15 protein-coding genes, 1 tRNA gene and 1 pseudogene are annotated in these 17,145 nt (G+C 69.8%); 10 read left to right on the plus strand and 7 right to left on the minus strand.

Going from position 1 to position 17,145, the window contains the following annotated elements; genetic code table 11:
- Positions 1-48: 48 nt before the first annotated feature.
- The 4 genes and pseudogenes from A5678_RS27825 to A5678_RS10190 all read left to right on the plus strand — a co-directional run.
- Positions 49-201 (plus strand): annotated as a pseudogene (locus A5678_RS27825) (type II secretion system F family protein); the annotation flags it as partial.
- Between the two features lie 18 nt (positions 202-219).
- Positions 220-420, plus strand: a complete 201-nt coding sequence (locus tag A5678_RS10180) for a DUF4244 domain-containing protein (RefSeq protein WP_082945488.1) — start codon at positions 220-222, stop codon at positions 418-420.
- Between the two features lie 23 nt (positions 421-443).
- Positions 444-746: a TadE family type IV pilus minor pilin gene (locus A5678_RS10185; protein WP_082945485.1), complete on the plus strand. Its 303-nt coding sequence runs from the start codon at positions 444-446 to the stop codon at positions 744-746.
- Between the two features lie 31 nt (positions 747-777).
- Entirely contained in the window at positions 778-1,068 is a 291-nt protein-coding gene (locus A5678_RS10190) for an Rv3654c family TadE-like protein (RefSeq protein WP_231983629.1), read from the plus strand.
- 41 nt (positions 1,069-1,109) lie between these two features.
- Here the strand turns inward: A5678_RS10190 and A5678_RS10195 are convergent, their stop codons facing one another.
- Together A5678_RS10195 and A5678_RS10200 are read right to left on the minus strand one after the other, a co-directional pair.
- Positions 1,110-2,147, minus strand: a complete 1,038-nt coding sequence (locus tag A5678_RS10195) for a PAS domain-containing protein (protein WP_068041589.1) — start codon at positions 2,145-2,147, stop codon at positions 1,110-1,112.
- Positions 2,148-2,296: 149 nt separating this feature from the next.
- Complete coding sequence (locus A5678_RS10200) at positions 2,297-4,639, minus strand: DEAD/DEAH box helicase (RefSeq protein WP_068041592.1); 2,343 nt, start codon at positions 4,637-4,639, stop codon at positions 2,297-2,299.
- Between the two features lie 259 nt (positions 4,640-4,898).
- Between A5678_RS10200 and cspA the strand changes: the two genes are divergently transcribed.
- From cspA to topA, 3 genes are all read left to right on the plus strand, one after another.
- A complete protein-coding gene (cspA, locus tag A5678_RS10205) occupies positions 4,899-5,102 on the plus strand; it encodes a cold shock protein CspA (protein WP_007166602.1) in 204 nt (67 codons plus the stop codon).
- Positions 5,103-5,244: 142 nt separating this feature from the next.
- Complete coding sequence (locus A5678_RS10210; protein WP_068041595.1) at positions 5,245-5,835, plus strand: hypothetical protein; 591 nt, start codon at positions 5,245-5,247, stop codon at positions 5,833-5,835.
- 193 nt (positions 5,836-6,028) lie between these two features.
- Positions 6,029-8,842, plus strand: coding sequence for a type I DNA topoisomerase (topA, locus tag A5678_RS10215; protein ID WP_068041598.1), 2,814 nt, complete (start codon positions 6,029-6,031; stop codon positions 8,840-8,842).
- A gap of 8 nt (positions 8,843-8,850) precedes the next feature.
- Here topA and A5678_RS10220 read toward each other — a convergent pair whose 3' ends face one another.
- Positions 8,851-10,572 (minus strand): adenylate/guanylate cyclase domain-containing protein, encoded by a 1,722-nt coding sequence (locus A5678_RS10220; protein WP_231983630.1) that lies wholly within the window; start codon positions 10,570-10,572, stop codon positions 8,851-8,853.
- Positions 10,573-10,630: 58 nt separating this feature from the next.
- Between A5678_RS10220 and A5678_RS10225 the strand changes: the two genes are divergently transcribed.
- Together A5678_RS10225 and A5678_RS10230 are read left to right on the plus strand one after the other, a co-directional pair.
- Positions 10,631-11,839 (plus strand): DNA polymerase III subunit delta', encoded by a 1,209-nt coding sequence (locus A5678_RS10225; protein ID WP_068041605.1) that lies wholly within the window; start codon positions 10,631-10,633, stop codon positions 11,837-11,839.
- Between the two features lie 64 nt (positions 11,840-11,903).
- Positions 11,904-11,979, plus strand: a tRNA-Thr gene (locus tag A5678_RS10230).
- Positions 11,980-12,066: 87 nt separating this feature from the next.
- Here A5678_RS10230 and A5678_RS10235 read toward each other — a convergent pair.
- Positions 12,067-13,875: a hypothetical protein gene (locus A5678_RS10235; protein ID WP_197502093.1), complete on the minus strand. Its 1,809-nt coding sequence runs from the start codon at positions 13,873-13,875 to the stop codon at positions 12,067-12,069.
- On the opposite strand from A5678_RS10235, the gene A5678_RS10240 reads away from it, so the two are divergent.
- Entirely contained in the window at positions 13,841-14,785 is a 945-nt protein-coding gene (locus A5678_RS10240; protein WP_156746841.1) for an NAD-dependent epimerase/dehydratase family protein, read from the plus strand. The two genes, A5678_RS10235 and A5678_RS10240, sit on opposite strands and share 35 nt — an antisense overlap.
- On the opposite strand, the gene A5678_RS10245 is transcribed toward A5678_RS10240, so the two are convergent.
- Genes A5678_RS10245 through A5678_RS10255 form a run of 3 tightly spaced genes read right to left on the minus strand, consistent with a single transcriptional unit; the run spans position 14,782 to position 17,122 of the window.
- Positions 14,782-15,123, minus strand: a complete 342-nt coding sequence (locus A5678_RS10245) for a DUF2304 domain-containing protein (RefSeq protein WP_068041612.1) — start codon at positions 15,121-15,123, stop codon at positions 14,782-14,784. The genes A5678_RS10240 and A5678_RS10245 overlap by 4 nt on opposite strands.
- A complete protein-coding gene (locus A5678_RS10250) occupies positions 15,120-15,821 on the minus strand; it encodes a glycosyltransferase family 2 protein (RefSeq protein WP_068041615.1) in 702 nt (233 codons plus the stop codon). Before A5678_RS10250 ends, A5678_RS10245 begins: the two co-directional genes overlap by 4 nt.
- 23 nt (positions 15,822-15,844) lie before the next feature.
- Complete coding sequence (locus A5678_RS10255; RefSeq protein WP_068041696.1) at positions 15,845-17,122, minus strand: hypothetical protein; 1,278 nt, start codon at positions 17,120-17,122, stop codon at positions 15,845-15,847.
- Positions 17,123-17,145: the final 23 nt, after the last annotated feature.

The following is a 17,145-nucleotide window of genomic DNA, read 5'->3' on the forward strand; positions in this document are numbered from 1 at the left end:
GCGTCGTGGCGCGCCTGACCGGCCAGTTCGGCGACGCCCTCGGCCAGCGCCGCGCACGCGGCCACCGCGGCCGCCGAGCGCGCCGGGGTGCTGATCGCCGGACCGCTGGGATTGTGCTTCTTGCCGGCGTTCGTGTGCCTCGGGATCGTTCCCGTGGTGGCCGGGCTCGCCGGCGGCGTTTTGCAATCGGGACTGTGGTGAGAAGGAGGGGAAGCATTGCTGCACAAGATATTTCGAGAGTTCGTTGCCCGCGTAACGGTCCTGGTGTCCGACGAGTCGGGCATGTCCACGGTCGAATACGCGATCGGCACGATCGCGGCCGCCGCCTTCGGTGCGATCCTGTACACCGTCGTGACCGGCGACTCCGTCGTGTCGGCGCTGACGAACATCATCGGTCGCGCGCTCAGCACCAAGGCCTAGCCGGCAGTGCGGGTGCCAGCACCGTGGAAGCGGCGCTGGGCGTCGCCACGCTGGTCGTCGTGCTGGTGCTGTGTCTGGCGGGCGTCACCGCGGTGTCGACGCAGATCCGCTGCGTGGACGCGGCCCGTGAGGCCGCCCGGCTGGCCGCCCGCGGCGACGAACGCTCGGCGCTCGGCGCGGCTCGCCGCATCGCCCCCGGCGGGGCGCGGGTGGAGTTTCACCGCGATGGCGAGTTCCTGGTGGCGACCGTCGTCGCGCGCTCGAAGTTATTGCCGGCGCTCGACATTGCGGCCAGAGCGATCTCGGTCGCGGAGCCGTCGGGATGATCGGGGCTCGGCCACCCTGGTCGCGGCCTGGATGGTCGCGGTGCTGCTATGTGTCACGGGGGCCGGGGCGTACCTCGGCTCGGTGGTGGTGGCGCGTCATCGCGCGCAGGCGGCCGCCGATCTGGCCGCGTTGGCCGCGGCGGCCCGGCTGCCGGCGGGGGCCGACGCGGCCTGCGCCCGCGCGACGGCGGTCGCCCGCGAAATGCGAACCGGCGACGTCAGTTGTGCGGTGGACGATCTCGACGTCGTCGTCAGGGTCCGGGTGGCGGTCTTCGGCGGTGCGGCGAGCGCCGCCGCGCGGGCGGGGCCAGTCGGCGGCTGACGCCTGCCGGACGTAATTTTCATGGCACTGCCCGTCGTGGGCTAGGCCCCCGGATCGGGGGCGGCCAGCAACCCGGCGGCGGCGAGTTCCTCGTCGGACGGCAGCCGCAGCGAGACCAGCCCGGCGTAGGTATCCGGTTCGAGTTCCACCCTGTTGACCGTGACGTGCACCGGCACCCAATCGTCGTGATGGCCCGGCATTCGCAGCACGCGGCTGGTCGCGCCGTTGGCGAACTCCTCGGTCATCGAGGCCACCAGGTGCTGATCGTCGGGATGTACCTTCGGCCGGCCGGTCTCACTGCCACGCCAGTCGTAGAAGGTGCAGGGCTCGTCCAGCCATTTCAACAGGGCCCAGTTCTTGAGGTCGATCAGCGCGCGGTGGACGCCGGCCTGGGCGAGTCCGCTCAGGATCCGTTGCGCCAGATCGTCTGTCGACACCTCCGGGCCCTTGAGGTCGGCGCGCCAGTTGATCGCCCGCGCGACCAGATGGTCCCGGCCATCGGGTCCGGCCTCCAGGCCGGTGCGCGCAACGAAACCGATCCGCATGGGGTTGCCCTGCCAGTCGGTGAGATCCCAGTTGCTGCACAGCGTTTGGTCGGGCTCAGCCTTGACGGCCATGGCGAGCACCTTGGTTTCGTTGGGGTTGAGCTCGCGCGAGGGAAGGTCTTCCGCGAAGGCCCTGCCGAAGGTGACCTCGACTTCGGGATTCTTTCCGCTGTTGGCCAACGACTCCCGGGTGTCGGTGGCGACGCCCATGGTCAGGTCCCACTTCAGCGGCCCGGGGGTCGGCCGCTCGGGCGGTTCGACGTCGGCGGGGCCAGTCCACACGTGCACTCCGTGGATGTAGCCGTCGGACATCACCACGGGTTCGGTGCGAATGACGCGGTCACGCTTGGGAGTGATGCTGGTCAAGCTCTGGCCTGTCTTAACCGTCTCGGCGATCGCCGTCCGAACCGCGGAGAGATAGGGGCTGCGGCGCATGAACGTGGTGATGGGGACGAGATTCTTCAGTTGGCGCCCCTGCGCCACCACGGTGGGTTCACCCCCCAGCGTCTCCACGAGCAACCAGTCGTGGCCCATGCGGCCGATTTTACGGCGGGAGGCCGAATCGTTGGGACCTCGGGCCTACCGGCCATGTCGGCGCCGGTCGCGAGCCTCAGGGGTCGCCGCGCCCGGGATCCGGTGAATTCGCCAATGTCGTTGGGGGATCGATAAATTGCTGCTGAGCATCATCCGCCGGGTCGCTCGGCGTGCGACAGCTCCGCGAGGACCAGTTGCAGCACCCGCACCGCACCGGCCTTGTCGAGCGGGTCATTGCCGTTTCCGCATTTGGGGGACTGCACGCACGACGGACATCCCCGGGGGCACTCACATGCCTCGATAGCGGCGGCGGTCGCACCCAGCCAGGTGCGCACCTGACGAAAGCCGCGTTCGGCGAACCCGGCGCCGCCCGGATAGCCGTCGTACACGAAGACACTGGGCAGGCCGGCCGGGTCCGGTCCCACCGCGGTGGACAAGCCACCGATATCGCCTCGATCGCAGCTGGCCACCAATGGCAGCAGGCCGATCGCCGCGTGCTCGGCGGCATGCAGCGATCCGGGGATCCGGGGCGCGTCAATGCCCTTGCGCTGCAACGCCTCTTCGGTGACGGTGTACATCACCGCGGTGGTTGCCAGCGTGTGTTCGGGCATGTCCAACTCGATGAAGTCGATCACCTCGCCGGACAACCGCCGCCGCAGATACCCCACCACTTGGTGGGTGACGGTGACGGGCACCAGACCAAGGGTGACCGGCCCGAACTGCGCGCGTTCGCCGGCACCGGTGACGGTGATGTCGGTGATCTCCCGCGCAAACGTCGCGTAACCGGGGTCCTCGGCGTGCACGAAGGCGATCGCGTCCGCGAGGTCCAACGAGTCGACGACGTAACTCTCCCCCTGATGGAGGTAGACGGCGCCCGGGTGGACCGATGCCGGGGCCTGACCGACGCCGGTGCTGCCCAGCAGCCGGCCCGTATTAGCCTCCACGATGACGATCTGGCCGCCCGACGACCCGCGGATGTCCACCGCGCCATGCGGTTCTAGGCCGGCCGCGGGAAAGTACTTGCCGTTGCGCCGCCGCAGCAGCCCTTGCTGAACCAATTCGTCGATCAGGCCCTCGGCCACCTCGGTTGCGCCGAAGTCGCGCACCTCGGCCTCGTCGAGCGGCATTTCGGTTGCGGCGCAAAGGAGTTGGGGCCCCAGAATGTAGGGGTTGGCGGGGTCGATCACCACCCGCTCGACCGGCTTGCCCAGCAGCGCGGCGGGGTTGTGCACCAGATACGTGTCCAGCGGATCGTCGCGGGCGATCAGCACCACCAGCGCACCCTGCCCGCGGCGGCCCGACCGGCCGGCCTGCTGCCAGAACGAGGCGACCGTGCCGGGGAACCCGGCGAGCACGACCGCGTCCAGCCCCGCGATGTCCACACCCAGCTCCAGGGCGTTCGTGGTGGCCAGGCCGCGCAGCCGGCCCTCCGCGAGGGCCCGCTCCAGCGCAGTGCGGTCCTCGGCGAGATAACCGGCCCGATACGACGCCACCTTGCCCGAGAGCTCAGGGGCGATCTCGTCCAACCGCGCTCGGGTGCCGAGCGCGGTCAACTCCGCGGCGCGGCGCGAGCGCACGAACGTCAGCGTCTGCGCCCCCTCGGCAACCAGGTCGGCCATCACCCGCGCCGCCTCCGAACCCGCCGAGCGGCGAACCGGTGCGCCGTTCTCGCCGAGCAGGTCGGTCCGCAGCGCCGGCTCCCACAACGCGACAGTCCGGGCCCCCTGGGGTGAACCGTCCTCGGTGACCTCCTCGACCGGAAGGCCGATCAGCTCGGCGGCCGTCGCGCCCGGTTCATCCGTCGTCGCGCTGGCGAAGATGACCGTCGGTGTAGAAGAGTATCGCGCACACAGCCGCAGCAACCGGCGCAGCACCATCGCCACGTTGGACCCGAAAACGCCACGGTAGTAATGGCATTCGTCGACGATCACGAACCGGAGACCCCGCATCAGCACGGCCCAGCGCGCGTGGTTGCGCAGAATCGACAAATGGATCATGTCGGGATTGGAAAACAGCCACCGGGATCGCTCCCGCGCGAAGCGGCGGACTTCCGGGGGGCTGTCGCCGTCGTAGGCGGTGGGAGCGACGTCATGCAGCCGCGGGATGGCCGCCGTCAGCGCGTGCGCGGCCCGCAACTGGTCGTGGCCCAGCGCCTTCGTCGGGGACAGGTACAGCACCCGGGCGCGCGGATCGGTGGCCAGCGCGTTGAGGACGGGAAGCTGATACGCCAGTGACTTGCCCGACGCGGTCCCGGTGCTTACCACCACATGACGGCCGGCGTGCGCCAGTTCCGCGGCTGCCGACTGGTGTGACCAGGGCGAACTGACCCCGCGGTCGGTGAAGGCGCGCACCACGTCGGGCTCGGCCCACGCCGGCCACTTGTGCGGGCGGCCGCTTCGCGGCGGCAGCTCGGCGACGTGGCGCAGCGGGTGCTCATCGGCGGCGGTACCGGCGAGCGCGGCGGCGAGCAGGTCGCTGCCGAAACTCGCCATTCGCACCCTCCTGGAAACCCGGCTCAGAATGCGTCCAAGGCGCAAGTCTGTCGCCGAAGCGATGAACATGGTTGACTATTTGCGGTCGCAGCTTCTGTGTTCGTGCAAACTTTCGCAGGATCGACGTTGCGGCCGCGGTTCCTGCGAGGTTAATCGGTCGGGTGAAGTTCCGGCGACTGAGCGAGGTATGGCGGTCGTACCCGGCCCGGGGCATCGAAAGGCGATGCCCCGCACCCAGAAGAAAAGGAAAGATCGAGAGATGCCACAGGGAACTGTGAAGTGGTTCAACGCGGAGAAGGGCTTCGGGTTCATCGCCCCCGAAGACGGATCCGCCGACGTGTTTGTCCACTACACGGAGATCCAGGGTTCGGGCTTCCGCACCCTCGAAGAAAACCAGAAGGTCGAGTTCGAAATCGGCCACAGCCCTAAGGGCCCCCAGGCCACCGGAGTCCGCTCCGTCTAAGACGAGCCGATTCTCCACGGACCCCCCGTGCAGTCCCGCCCAGCGGGCCGGCCGGGGGGTTTTCGTATTCCGCCTGGGCCGAATCGCCGCCGCGCCGGTTGCCTCAAGACGCGAATGGTCGACCTGGCCTACTGTCGGTGGCGTGAGCCAGCTTTCCTTCTTTACAGCGGAGTCGGTGCCGCCCGCGGTAGCCGATCTCTCCGGGGTGCTGGCGGCCTCCGGTCAGATCGTCATGGTCGGCGGTCCGGGGGCGCAGGGCGCGCGCCTCTCCGTGGTGGTGGATCAGGCCTGGCGTGCCGCCGCGCTGGCCGAGATGATCCGCGAGGCGGGACTGGAGCCCGAGATCGCGCGCACCGACGAGGACACCCCGCTGGTGCGGACGGCGGTCACCGCGGCGTTGGTGAATTTGGCCGCCGAATGGACGCGCGGCGCGGTCAAAACGGTGCCGCCACGGTGGCTGCCCGGGCCGCGGGAATTGCGGGCCTGGACGCTGGCGGCCGGTCACCCGGAGGGCGACCATTACCTGTTGGGCCTGGATCCCCACGCGCCCGACACCCATTCCCCGCTGGCGTCGGCTTTGATGCGGGTCGGGATCGCGCCCACATTGATCGGCACCCGCGGGGGCCGCCCGGCGCTGCGGATCAGCGGCCGTCGCCGGCTATCGCGCCTGGTAGAGAACGTGGGCGACGCCCCCGCCGGCGTCGACGCATCATCGGTGTGGCCGCGGGTATAACCCCGGAAAAGGATTTGCATTTCGGGCGGCCGGTTTGCGCAGTCGCGCCTCAGGGTGCGAAATTGTCAGGTGCCCGAGGGCGACGGAACGCTGGCGTATCTGAATTTCCGCGGAATTTTTGACGCCGGCCTGTCATTCTTCTGCGGGGCGGCCTCGCAGGGGGGCCGGAATCAAGGATGGAGCGTAAGCGTAGTTGGCCGACCCTAATCTCAAGGACCGCGAAAGCGGCCGGGCTGGGAGCCGTAGGCGACTCGTCATCGTCGAGTCGCCGACCAAGGCGCGCAAGTTGGCCGGTTACCTGGGTTCCAACTACATCGTCGAATCCTCGCGTGGCCACATCCGCGACCTGCCCCGTGCCGCGGCCGACGTGCCGGCGAAATACAAGTCGGAGCCGTGGGCCAGGCTCGGCGTCAACGTCGACCACGACTTCGAACCGCTCTACATCATCAGCCCGGAGAAGAAAAGCACCGTCAGCGAACTGAAGGGCCTGCTGAAAGGCGTTGACGAGCTCTACCTGGCCACGGACGGTGACCGCGAGGGCGAAGCCATCGCGTGGCACCTGCTGGAGACGCTGAAGCCGAACATCCCGGTCAAGCGGATGGTGTTCCACGAGATCACCGAGCCGGCCATCCTCGAGGCCGCCGAAAATCCCCGTGACCTGGACATCGACCTGGTCGACGCGCAGGAAACCCGCCGCATCCTGGACCGGCTGTACGGCTACGAGGTCAGCCCGGTGCTGTGGAAGAAGGTCGCGCCCAAGCTGTCGGCGGGGCGCGTCCAGTCGGTGGCCACGCGCATCATCGTGCAGCGGGAACGCGACCGCATGGCGTTCCGCAGCGCCTCCTACTGGGACATCCTGGCCCGTCTGGACGCCAGCGTGTCCGACCCGCAGGCCACACCGCCCACCTTCACGGCCCGGCTGACCAACGTCGACGGCCTGCGCGTTGCCACCGGCCGCGACTTCGACTCGCTGGGCCAGCTGCGCAACAGGGGCGGCGAAGGCGCCCTAGAAGTCACCGTGCTGGACGAGGCCCGGGCGACCGAGCTGGCGGCCGGGCTGCGCGGCGCCCAACTGTCGGTCGCCTCGGTGGAAGAGAAGCCCTACACCCGCCGGCCCTACGCGCCGTTCATGACGTCAACGCTGCAGCAGGAGGCCGGCCGCAAGCTGCGGTTCTCCTCCGAGCGCACCATGAGCATCGCCCAGCGGCTCTATGAGAACGGCTACATCACCTATATGCGTACCGACTCGACGACGCTGTCGCAGTCGGCCATCAACGCCGCGCGCACGCAGGCGCGCCAGCTCTATGGCGAGGAGTACGTCTCACCGTCGCCGCGCCAGTACACCCGCAAGGTCAAGAACGCCCAGGAGGCGCACGAGGCCATCCGGCCCGCCGGCGAGACCTTCGCCACCCCGGACGCGGTGCGCCGTGAGCTCGACGGTGACGAATTCCGGCTCTACGAGCTGATCTGGCAGCGCACCGTGGCCTCGCAGATGGCCGACGCGCGCGGCACCACGCTGAGCCTGCGGATCAATGGGCAGTCCGGAGAAAGGCAAGTCGTGTTCTCCGCGAGCGGGCGCACCATCACCTTCGCCGGCTTCCTGAAGGCCTACGTGGAGACTGTCGACGAATTGGCCGGCGGCGAGGCCGACGACGCCGAGAGCCGGCTGCCGCAGTTGACGCAGGGCCAGCGGCTGGACGCCATCGAGCTGACTCCCGACGGCCACGCCACCAACCCGCCGGCGCGCTACACCGAGGCGTCGCTGGTGAAGGCGCTCGAGGAGCTGGGCATCGGCCGCCCGTCGACGTATTCGTCGATCATCAAGACGATCCAGGACCGCGGCTACGTGCACAAGAAGGGCAGCGCCCTGGTGCCCTCGTGGGTCGCGTTCGCCGTAATCGGTTTGCTGGAGCGGCATTTCGGCCGGCTCGTCGATTACGGCTTCACCGCGGCGATGGAGGACGAGCTCGACGCGATCGCCTCGGGGCAGGAGCGTCGCACCGACTGGCTCAACCGCTTCTACTTCGGCGGTGAACACGGGGTGGCCGATTCGGTGGCGCGCTCCGGCGGGCTGAAGAAGCTGGTCGGCGTCAACCTCGAAGGCATCGACGCGCGAGAAGTCAACTCCATCAAGCTGTTTGACGATGAGCAGGGCCGCCCCGTGTACGTCCGGGTGGGCAAGAACGGGCCATACCTGGAACGCATGGTGACCAACGACGAGGGTGAGCTGGGGCCGCAGCGCGCCAACCTCAACGACTCGCTGACACCCGACGAGCTGACGCTCGAGGTGGCCGAGCAGCTGTTCGCCACCCCGCAGGAGGGCCGCACGCTAGGCGTTGACCCGGAGACGGGTCACGAGATCGTCGCCAAGGACGGCCGGTACGGCCCGTACGTCACCGAGATCCTGCCCGAGCCGCCCGGCGAGGAGGACGGCGGTTCCCCGGCCAAGAAGGGGAAGAAACCCACCGGCCCGAAGCCGCGCACCGGTTCGCTGCTGCGCAGCATGGACCTGCAGACCGTCACCCTCGAGGACGCGCTGAAGTTGTTGTCGCTGCCCCGGGTGGTCGGCGTGGACCCGCAGACCGGCGAGGAGATCACCGCGCAGAACGGTCGCTACGGCCCATACCTGAAGCGCGGCACCGATTCTCGTTCGCTCGCCACCGAGGACCAGATCTTCGAGATCACGCTCGACGAGGCGCTGAAGATTTACGCGGAGCCGAAACGGCGTGGCAGGCAGGCCGCGGCCGCGCCGCCGTTGCGGGAGCTGGGCGCCGACCCGGCGACCGGCAAGCCGATGGTGATCAAGGACGGCCGATTCGGGCCCTACGTCACTGACGGCGAGACGAACGCGAGCCTGCGTAAGGGCGACGACGTCCTGTCCATCACCGACGAGCGCGCCGCCGAGCTGCTGGCCGACCGGCGGGCGCGCGGTCCGGTGAAGCGTCCCGCGAAGAAGGCCGCCCGCAAGAAGGCCCCGGCCAAGAAGGCCGCCAAGCGCAGCAGCTAGCCCGGCGCCTAGTAGCCGGGGCCGATCGACTCGCTGTGCACCTCTTCGGGTGCTCGCACGGGTTGGGAATCCGTGGAACCGGCCAGCTTCACCGGCCGCGCCAGCTGAGTCGGGGCGGTGCGGCCCCGCAACTCGACCACCTCGCCCACATCCCAGCACAACGCCTCGGCGTCCAGCGCGCCGCTGACGGCGATTGCCGACGCCAGCACGTGGCCGGACTCGAGTTTCGCCAGCTCCGTCAGCCGGGCGGCCTCGTTGACCGGGTCGCCGATCACCGTGTACTCGAAGCGGGCCTGCGCGCCGATGTGCCCGGCGATCGCCCGGCCCGCGGACACCCCGATCCCGAACTCCGCCGACCCGATCACCGGGAGCAGCTCGTCGTGCAGCTCGCGCGCGGCGGCGAGCGCGCCGCCCGAAGCGTCCGGGTGTTCGATCGGCGCACCGAAGATGGCCAAAGCGGCGTCGCCCTGGAACTTGTTGACGAAACCGCCGTGCCGGCCCACGGTTTCGACCACCACCCGGAAGAACTCGTTGAGCAGGTGGACCACCTCGGCGGGCGGGCGGGTAGCGGCGAGCTTGGTGGAGCCGACCAGGTCGACGAACAGCACCGCGACGTGGCGTTCCTGGCCGCCCAGCTCGGTGCCGCGCTCCAGGGCGCGGCGGGCGACGTCTTCGCCGACGTAGCGACCGAACAGGTCGCGCAGCCGCTGCCGTTCGGACAGGTCACGCACCATGTCGTTGAAGCCGGCCTGCAACAGGCCCAGCTCGCTGGCGTCGTAGATCTGCATGTGCGCGTTGTAGTTTCCGCGCTGCACCTCGGACAGCGCCCAGCGCAGCTGACGCAGCGGGTCCGCGATCGACATGGCCACCAGCAGGGTGCTGACGAAACCGATGCCCAACGCCGCCAGCGCCAGCAGCAGGATGGGGGTGAACAGCTTCTCCGGTGTGGCGTGCAGCAGGGACGCCTTGTCCGCCACCACCGCCAGCACGATGGCCAGCACCGGGACGGCGGTGGACAGCATCCACGTCAGGATCTGCCGCAGGATGACGCCGGGCGCCTGGACGTTCTCGGGCACGCCACTGCGCAGGGCCGCGACGGCCACCGGACGCAGCACCCGCTCGGACTGCAGGTAGCCGATGATCGCGGTCGCCGCGGCGCCCAGCCCGGTGGCGACGGCCACGACCGGCGCGGCGAACCGGGCAACCGACCAGCTGGCGATGATGAAGACCACGCCGCCGATGCACCAGGCGGCCATGCTGATGAGCGTGCGGTAGAAGGGCATCCGCAGGGCGCGGCTACGGGCCAGCTCGGTGGCGGCCGGGTCGGCCTCGGCTAGCAGGTTGTCGCGGCGCTGCCAGCGGAAGACCGGCATCAGCAGCTTCAGGTTGACAGTCCAGCCGGCCAGGAAGAGCACCACCAGCGCGGTCCCGAAAACCGCCAGGTTCAGGACCGGCAGATCCTGCAACTGGATGCGATCCTCGGGGGGCAGGGCGTAGCGCAGAAAGCCCAGGACGAAGAGGGCGCCGATGATGTCGGCCTGCAGCATGCTCAGGGAGAACAGCGGCCATGGGGTACGGACCACCCACCGGACGAATGCGCTGATCCGCCCGGGCAGTGCTGCCGCTGTTGCCACGATCCCACCGTATCGGTCAGCAGGGACTTGTCGGAAACTTCCAACGATCTCCAGGCACCCCCGCGCGGGCCGAAAAGGCGGGAAATGTAACGGCATTGTCGCGATACGGTGGCCGATCGGTATATGTCTGCGGCGGTGGCTACTGTTACCGGTGATGTCCGGGGTGTTTACGCGGCTGGTAGGCCAGGACGCGGTGACGGCCGAGCTGCTCGCCGCCGCCAGAGCCGCCCGCGGTGATCTGGTTCACAGCGAAGCGGGCGCCGGAACTATGACACATGCGTGGCTGATCACGGGTCCACCGGGATCGGGGCGCTCGGTCGCGGCGCTGTGCTTCGCGGCCGCGCTGCAGTGCACCTCCGACGGTGAACCGGGGTGTGGGCAATGCCGGGCGTGCACGACGACCATGGCCGGCACCCATGCCGACGTACGCCGGGTGATCCCGGAAGGGCTGTCGATCGGGGTCGACGAGATGCGCGCGATCGTGCAGATCGCGTCGCGGCGTCCGGCCACCGGGCACCGGCAGATCGTGGTGATCGAGGACGCCGACCGGCTCACCGAGGGCGCGGCCAATGCGCTGCTGAAGGTCGTCGAGGAGCCGCCGCCGTCGACCGTGTTCCTCTTGTGCGCGCCATCGGTGGATCCCGAGGACATCGCCATCACGTTGCGTTCCCGCTGCCGGCACGTCGCGCTGGTCACGCCGCCGACCGAGGCCATCGCGCGCGTGCTGATGGACAGCGACGGCCTGAGCCCGGAAACCGCGAACTGGGCGGCGTCGGTCAGCGGCGGCCACGTGGGCCGGGCGCGGCGGCTGGCCACCGATCCCGAGGCGCGGGAGCGCCGGGAGCGGGCGCTGGCGCTGGTCCGGGACGCGGCGACGCCCTCGCGGGCCTACGCCGCGGCCGAGGAGTTGGTGGCCGCGGCCGAAGCCGAGGCCGTGGTGCTCACGGCGGACCGGGCCGAGGCCGAGACCGAAGAGCTGCGGACGGCGCTGGGCGCCGGCGGCACGGGCAAGGGCACCGCCGGGTCGATGCGGGGCGCCGCGGGCGCGATGAAAGACCTCGAACGGCGGCAGAAGTCGCGTCAGACCCGGGCCTCGCGCGACGCGCTGGACCGGGCGCTGATCGACCTGGCGACCTATTTCCGCGATGCGCTGATGGTCTCGGCGGGCGCGGGCTCGGTGCGGCCCAACCATCCGGATATGGCCGACCGGGTGGCGGCGCTGGCCGCCCACGCCCCGCCCCGGCGGTTGCTGCGCTGCATCGAGGCGGTGCTGGAATGCCGCGAGGCGTTGGCCATCAACGTCAAGCCCAAGTTCGCCGTCGACGCCATGGTGGCCACCTTCGGCCAGGAACTGCGCGATTGATTGCCCGGACTTTGGTGGGCCACCCCGGCCTGCCGTAGACTCGTGCCGCCCGGCGTGAGGGTGTGCCGCCTTAGCTCAGTCGGTAGAGCGATTCACTCGTAATGAATAGGTCGGGGGTTCGATTCCCCCAGGCGGCTCCATAGTTTCATGCACCGAGCGTCACGCCGGCGTGACCATTGGCGCCCAGCGTCACGCCGGCGTGACGCTCGGCGCGCAGGGGTTGGCGGCTAGGCCGGCGCCAGGAACCCCACCGGACCCGACGCGATGCACAACGCCAGCGCGGTGGTGTTGGCGCGCACGGTGATCGCGTCCCCGGCGCCCGGCAGCCGGGCGAAGACCCGGTTGAGCCCCGGGTGCACGGGCACCTTGACGTCGGGTCCCTGCGTCAGCGACAGCGTCATCGTTCCCTCGCTGTTGGCCAGGTAATTGAGTTCGACGCTCCAGTCGGCGGGCAGCAGCGGCCCGTCGAGGATCAGGCGCGCCGGCTTGTCCGGCTGCGCGAAATAGCCGCATTGCGGCATGGGCCCCGGCGCGATGGTCCGCACCCAGGTCACCCGCGCCTTGACCAGCCGGCCCGAGCTGTCCAGCATTCGCAGTTGCGTTGTGGCTGAGGCGAATTCGGGCCGGTTCCGGAGCAGGGCGAACAGGTGGCTGGCCAGGTTCTCCGGCGCCGCCACCCGTTGCAGCACCAGCGGATCGACCTCCTGGTCCAGCAGCGGTGCCGCGGAGGCCGCGTGCGCGGCGGCCAGATCGGCCTGTGCGTTCTGCAAATAGCGCTGGGCCGGATTGTCCCGCCAGCTGGTCAAGAAGGTCGCCGTCGAGTACAGGCTGCTGGCCACGAACAACGCCGCCACACCCAGCGTCACCGCGGTGCGTCCGCGCGAGGCGTCCAGCCAGCGCGGCGCGACGGGCCGGTTCGGCGCGCAAAACGCGACGGCGGCCAGCAGCGCCAGCACGAAGACGAGATCCGGGAAGTAGCGCAGGGTTTGGGCGAGTTCCAGCGCGGTCAGCTTCGACGAACGCATCAGATAGATCGGCACCTGGCACGCGACGGCGTAGCCGGCCGCGGTCAGCCACACCGGGCCGATGCGCTGCTTGCGCAGAAGTGAGACCGCGACGGCGCCGCCCAGCACCAGCCAGCCGAGCGTCATCACGAGCGGCGTGGGCGTGGCCCACGGCGAGGCCGGCGCCCAGCGGTCCCAGTGCCAGGGGCCCCCGGCCAGCCCGGGGACGATGCCGTGCGTGATCGATCGAGCCAGCAGGTCCGCCGTCATCGCCAGGTCGGAGCTCCACCGCCCCTGGTTGACCACGACCAGGTAGAGCGCGACCCAGCCGGCGGTGAGCGCCAGCGTCGCGACCCACAGACGCAGCCCGGCCCGCCACACCGTGAGCAGGGCCGCCCGGTCGCCCTCGACGTGGCGCAGCAGCGCGGCCACCGCGAACGCGACGAACGGGATGACCGCCGCCTTTTCGAAGAACAGCAGCCCGCCGAAGTAGACCAGCGTCCCGGTGACCGCGTAGCGCTGGTTACCGGTCCGCACCAGCAGGATGGCGTCGGCGCACACCCACGCCAGCGCTGCCAGCATGGGCAGCGAGTTCAGCGCCGCCGCCCACCAGGCGAACCCCGGCACCGCCAGCGGCGTGAACAACGCGAACGTCAGCGGGACCAGCAGCACCGGCCGCCGGCCGAGGATGACGTACAGGGCACGCAGCAGCGCCAGCGAGGCCAGCAGCTGCAGCAGCACCAGGCTGATCGCCGGGGAGGTCCAGTTCAGCGGAGCCAGCCGGACGATCGCGCCGCCGACGAGGAACGCGGCGGGCATCACGTGGCCGTCGTGGTCGTCGAACAGGTACGCCGGCGACAGCAGGTTGTGGGTGCCGGCCTTCCCGATGAGGATCAGGTCGTCCCAATAGAAGTAGCCCCCGAACGCCAGCACCGCGCGTATTCCCAGCGCAGCGGCGATCAGGGCGACGGCCACGGCCACTATGTATGGTGGGCCGGTGCGCGCACTGGTTACCGGGTCGGCCGGTTTCATCGGGTCGACGCTAGTCGACCGTCTGCTGGCCGACGGCCACACGGTGGTGGGGCTGGACAACTTCGCCAGCGGCCGCGCGACCAACCTCGAGCACCTGGCCGACAACCCCGCGCACGTCTTCGTCGAGGCGGATATCGTCACCGCTGATCTGCAGGCCATCCTCGACGAGCTCCGGCCCGAGGTGGTGTTCCACCTGGCGGCCCAGATCGACGTGCGGCACTCGGTTGCCGACCCGCAGTTCGACGCCTCGGTCAACGTGATCGGCACGGTGCGCCTCGCCGAGGCGGCCCGACGGGCTGGGGTGCGCAAAGTGGTGCACACCTCGTCCGGTGGATCGATCTACGGCACCCCGCCGGTGTACCCGACCCCGGAGACCGTGCCGACCGACCCCGCTTCGCCGTATGCCGCGGGAAAGGTGGCCGGCGAGATCTACCTGAACACCTTCCGCCACCTGTACGGGCTGGATTGCTCGCACATCGCCCCGGCCAACGTCTACGGGCCCCGGCAGGACCCGCACGGCGAGGCCGGCGTCGTGGCGATCTTCGCCCAGGCGCTGCTGTCGGGTAAGCCCACCAAGGTGTTCGGCGACGGCAGCAAGACCCGCGATTACGTGTTCGTCGACGACGTGGTGGACGCGTTCGTCAAGGCCGCCGGGGAGGCGGGTGGCGGGCAGCGGTTCAACATCGGCACCGGAACGGAAACCTCTGACCGGCAACTGCATTCGGTGGTGGCCGCGGCCGTCGGGGGGCCCGACGACCCGGAGTTCCATCCGGACCGGCTGGGCGATCTGAGGCGGTCATGCCTCGACATCGGTCTGGCCGAACGGGTTTTGGGGTGGAAGCCGCAGGTCAGGCTCGACGACGGCGTGCGCCGCACGGTCGAGTTCTTCCGCGGCGCCGAGACGGTCTAGCGGCGCTCGGGTTCCCGGGCGCCCTCGAGCGCGAGGGCGCGGGCGAGTCGGGCATAGCGCAGTTCCAGGTCCTTGAACCGCATGTACGTGCTGAGCGTGGTGAAGCAGAACGCCATGACCAGCGCGTAGAGCATCAGGTCGGTGCCGCGGCGCACCCCGAACCACTGCGCCACGACCGTGGTGTCGTCCGGCCGCAGCACGGCATAGACACCGGCCAGCACGAAGATGATGTAGCCGACCTTGACCCAGGCCCGCGACCGCGCGTTCCTGCGCGACCGCAGCAGGTAGGCCAGCAGCGCGATGATCGACCCGATCAGCAACACCTGGATCCAGTTCATCTCGGAACCCTTCCTCGCAGGAACCCGTCGAAGATGATGTTGACGCCGTTGAGTAGCGGCTGCCCCTTCGACTTCGAGTAATCGGTGTAGAGCACCTCGACCGGTTGTTCGACCACGCGCCAATGGTTTTCGTCGATCAGCATGATGAACTCGTTGGCGTGGCTCATGCCGCTCATGGTGATGTCCAGCCCGTCGGCGACTTTCTTGTTGAAGACTCGCAGCCCATTGTTGGTGTCGGTCAGGCCAAGTCGGCGACCACGTCGGCTCAGGCGCGCTGCGGTCTGCAGCACCAGCCGCTTGACGAACGGCGGGCGGGCGCCCCCGGGCGCGCCGAACCGCGTTCCGATGACGACGTCGACGTCCTCCGCGCAGAGCCGGTCCACCATCGTGGCCAGGTCCTTGACCCGATGCTGCCCGTCGCCGTCGAACGTGGCGAACACCTGCGCCCCAGGCTGTTTGCGGGCGTACTCGACGCCGGTCTGGATGGCCGCGCCCTGGCCGAGATTGATCGGATGCCGCACCAGATGAGCACCCGCCCGCCTGGCGATCTCACCCGTGTCGTCGGTGCTGCCGTCGTCGACGCAGACGACGTTGTCGAAAATCGAGCGCACATCGGCGACCACCTCGCCGATGACGGTGGCTTCGTTGAAGGCGGGGATGACGATCCAGGCGCCCGAGTATTTCGATGCAGTGTCCATTCAAGCCCAAAAGGTACACGCGATCAGGGGGTCAAGCGGTCGGCGCGCGCCAGTGCCACCAGATGAACCCCGATTCCGACCAGCGGGCCGCATAACAAGCCGACCACGGTCCGCGTCTGCAGCGGCAGTGGCAGCAGTAGCAGCAATCCCGACGCCACCGTCGCGCCGACCCAGCCCAGCGAGTACGCCCGGTGCAGCGCCGCCGCCACGGCGCCGGCGCCGGTGAGCGTCAGCATGGCGATCGCCACCGCGGCCGCCGTCAGCCAGGCCAGCAGCACGCCGCCGGCGTCGTACTGCGGCCCGAAGGCGACCCGCAGCAGCCAGGGGCCCACCACCCCGGCCGCCACCACCCCGACCGCACCGATGCCGCCGATGATCGCCGCCGGGGCGATCAGGGCGCGAACCCGGTCGCTGCGCGCGTCGACGAAGTGCGCGATCAGGTTGCCCTGCATGGCCGTCAGCGGCACCAGAAGCGGTGCCCGGGTCAGCGTCACCGCGAGGATGATCACTCCGCCTTCGGCCCCCAGCTCGTTGCTGGTCAGCTTCAACAACACCGGAAAACCCATCACCAGAATCGCGCTCGCGCCGGCGGCGGTGATCGAATGGGCGGCCCCGCGCAGGAAGGTCTGGGCGCCACCGGGCGTCAGCAACCGGGCGGCGGCCCGGGCCGATGGCGAGGCCCCCAGCATGATCAGCCAGGCGACCGCGCCCGCGACCGTGGCCCACAAAAAGCCGACCAGGCGCCAGCCGAGCACGACGGTGGCCGCGGCGACCGTCACCCGGATGACGGCGTCGGTCACCATCAGCGCGCCGTACCCGGTCCACCGATCGGTGCCGGCCAGCATGCCCAGCAGGGTGGCGTGCACGCAGAACCCGGCCAACCCGACGCTCAGCAACGCCACCGACAGCCAGCGCTGCTCGACGAACACCCGCCCGCCCCACAGCGGCGAACTCCCGGCGATCACTACGGCCGCGCCGAGGCCGACCAGCATGGCGACCCGCAGTGGGTGGGTTCGCGGTTCGTCGCCGGCCGGCAAGGGCGCCGGGAGGTGGCGCGTCGAGCGGACCTCCCGGGTGGTTTCCTGGAGCAGCCCGTTCGCGGCGCCGGTGACCAGCCCGAACGCCCCCCAAAAGACCCCGAAAACCGAAAAGCCGCCCGGCGCCAGGTCACGGGCGGCCAGGTAGATCACCGCGTAACCGCACAGGGCGGTCAGCGCCGTCGCGGCGGCGACCCGGGCCACGCTGCCGCGCGTGATCGGACCGGCGCCGGTCGACGCTTGGGTACCGCCGACTTCGGGCATGGCCACAATTTGAAAATAGTAAG

The sequence above is a fragment of the Mycobacterium sp. E2733 genome, assembly GCF_001667585.1.
GTDB lineage: Bacteria > Actinomycetota > Actinomycetes > Mycobacteriales > Mycobacteriaceae > Mycobacterium.

Bases quoted from the DNA above. Each gene is read 5' to 3' on its own strand.
- A5678_RS10190 (WP_231983629.1), top strand. From the start codon at position 778: ATGGTCGCGGTGCTGCTATGTGTCACGGGGGCCGGGGCGTACCTCGGC.
- A5678_RS10195 (WP_068041589.1), bottom strand. From the start codon at position 2,147: ATGGGCCACGACTGGTTGCTCGTGGAGACGCTGGGGGGTGAACCCACC.
- A5678_RS10200 (WP_068041592.1), bottom strand. From the start codon at position 4,639: ATGGCGAGTTTCGGCAGCGACCTGCTCGCCGCCGCGCTCGCCGGTACC.
- cspA (WP_007166602.1), top strand. From the start codon at position 4,899: ATGCCACAGGGAACTGTGAAGTGGTTCAACGCGGAGAAGGGCTTCGGG.
- A5678_RS10220 (WP_231983630.1), bottom strand. From the start codon at position 10,572: ATGCCGTTACATTTCCCGCCTTTTCGGCCCGCGCGGGGGTGCCTGGAG.
- A5678_RS10225 (WP_068041605.1), top strand. From the start codon at position 10,631: ATGTCCGGGGTGTTTACGCGGCTGGTAGGCCAGGACGCGGTGACGGCC.
- A5678_RS10235 (WP_197502093.1), bottom strand. From the start codon at position 13,875: ATGAAACCGGCCGACCCGGTAACCAGTGCGCGCACCGGCCCACCATAC.
- A5678_RS10245 (WP_068041612.1), bottom strand. From the start codon at position 15,123: ATGAACTGGATCCAGGTGTTGCTGATCGGGTCGATCATCGCGCTGCTG.
- A5678_RS10250 (WP_068041615.1), bottom strand. From the start codon at position 15,821: ATGGACACTGCATCGAAATACTCGGGCGCCTGGATCGTCATCCCCGCC.
- A5678_RS10255 (WP_068041696.1), bottom strand. From the start codon at position 17,122: ATGCCCGAAGTCGGCGGTACCCAAGCGTCGACCGGCGCCGGTCCGATC.